The organism is Janthinobacterium sp. GW823-FHT03B06 (genome assembly GCF_058796955.1).
In genome coordinates this window covers 1-1,406 of record NZ_JBXAJE010000020.1, presented here as the reverse complement: position 1 = coordinate 1,406, position 1,406 = coordinate 1, and the positions used below count along the sequence as shown (strand labels likewise).

Below are 1,406 nucleotides of genomic sequence, written 5' to 3'. Positions count from 1 at the left end.
GTATCAACACACACGCAACGTTGTACCGTCTTATCCTCTGTACCTGCTAAGGTTATAGGGACAAGCCGTACGGGCAATTAGTACTGGTTAGCTTAATGCATTACTGCACTTCCACACCCAGCCTATCAACGTCCTGGTCTCGAACGACCCTTCAAAGAGCTCAAGGCTCTGGGAAATCTCATCTCAAGGCAAGTTTCCCGCTTAGATGCTTTCAGCGGTTATCTCTTCCGAACTTAGCTACCCGGCAATGCCACTGGCGTGACAACCGGTACACCAGAGGTTCGTCCACTCCGGTCCTCTCGTACTAGGAGCAGCCCCCTTCAAATTTCCAACGCCCACGGCAGATAGGGACCAAACTGTCTCACGACGTTTTAAACCCAGCTCACGTACCACTTTAAATGGCGAACAGCCATACCCTTGGGACCGGCTACAGCCCCAGGATGTGATGAGCCGACATCGAGGTGCCAAACTCCCCCGTCGATATGAACTCTTGGGAGGAATCAGCCTGTTATCCCCAGAGTACCTTTTATCCGTTGAGCGATGGCCCTTCCATACAGAACCACCGGATCACTATGTCCTACTTTCGTACCTGCTCGACTTGTCAGTCTCGCAGTTAAGCACGCTTATGCCATTGCACTATCAACACGATGTCCGACCGTATCTAGCGTACCTTCGAACTCCTCCGTTACACTTTAGGAGGAGACCGCCCCAGTCAAACTGCCTACCATGCACTGTCCCCGATCCGGATAACGGACCAAGGTTAGAACCTCAAACAAACCAGGGTGGTATTTCAAGGTTGGCTCCACGAGAACTAGCGTCCCCGCTTCAAAGCCTCCCACCTATCCTACACAGATTGGTTCAAAGTCCAATGCAAAGCTACAGTAAAGGTTCATGGGGTCTTTCCGTCTAGCCGCGGGTAGATTGCATCATCACAAACATTTCAACTTCGCTGAGTCTCGGGAGGAGACAGTGTGGCCATCGTTACGCCATTCGTGCAGGTCGGAACTTACCCGACAAGGAATTTCGCTACCTTAGGACCGTTATAGTTACGGCCGCCGTTTACTGGGACTTCAATCAAGAGCTTGCACCCCATCATTTAATCTTCCAGCACCGGGCAGGCGTCACACCCTATACGTCCACTTTCGTGTTTGCAGAGTGCTGTGTTTTTATTAAACAGTCGCAGCCACCAGTTTATTGCAACCCTTTCACCCTCATGGAGTAAACCAATCAAGCTACCGGGGCGTACCTTTTCCCGAAGTTACGGTACCAATTTGCCGAGTTCCTTCTCCCGAGTTCTCTCAAGCGCCTTAGAATACTCATCTCGCCCACCTGTGTCGGTTTGCGGTACGGTCTCGTATGACTGAAGCTTAGAGGCTTTTCTTGGAACCACTTCCGATTGCTTCGTG

Annotated in this window: 1 rRNA gene; it reads right to left on the bottom strand. The window is 51.3% G+C overall.

What is annotated here, in order from left to right:
- Positions 1–56 precede the first annotated feature (56 nt).
- Positions 57–1,406, bottom strand: a 23S ribosomal RNA gene (locus AC1RBA_RS27895); the annotation flags it as partial.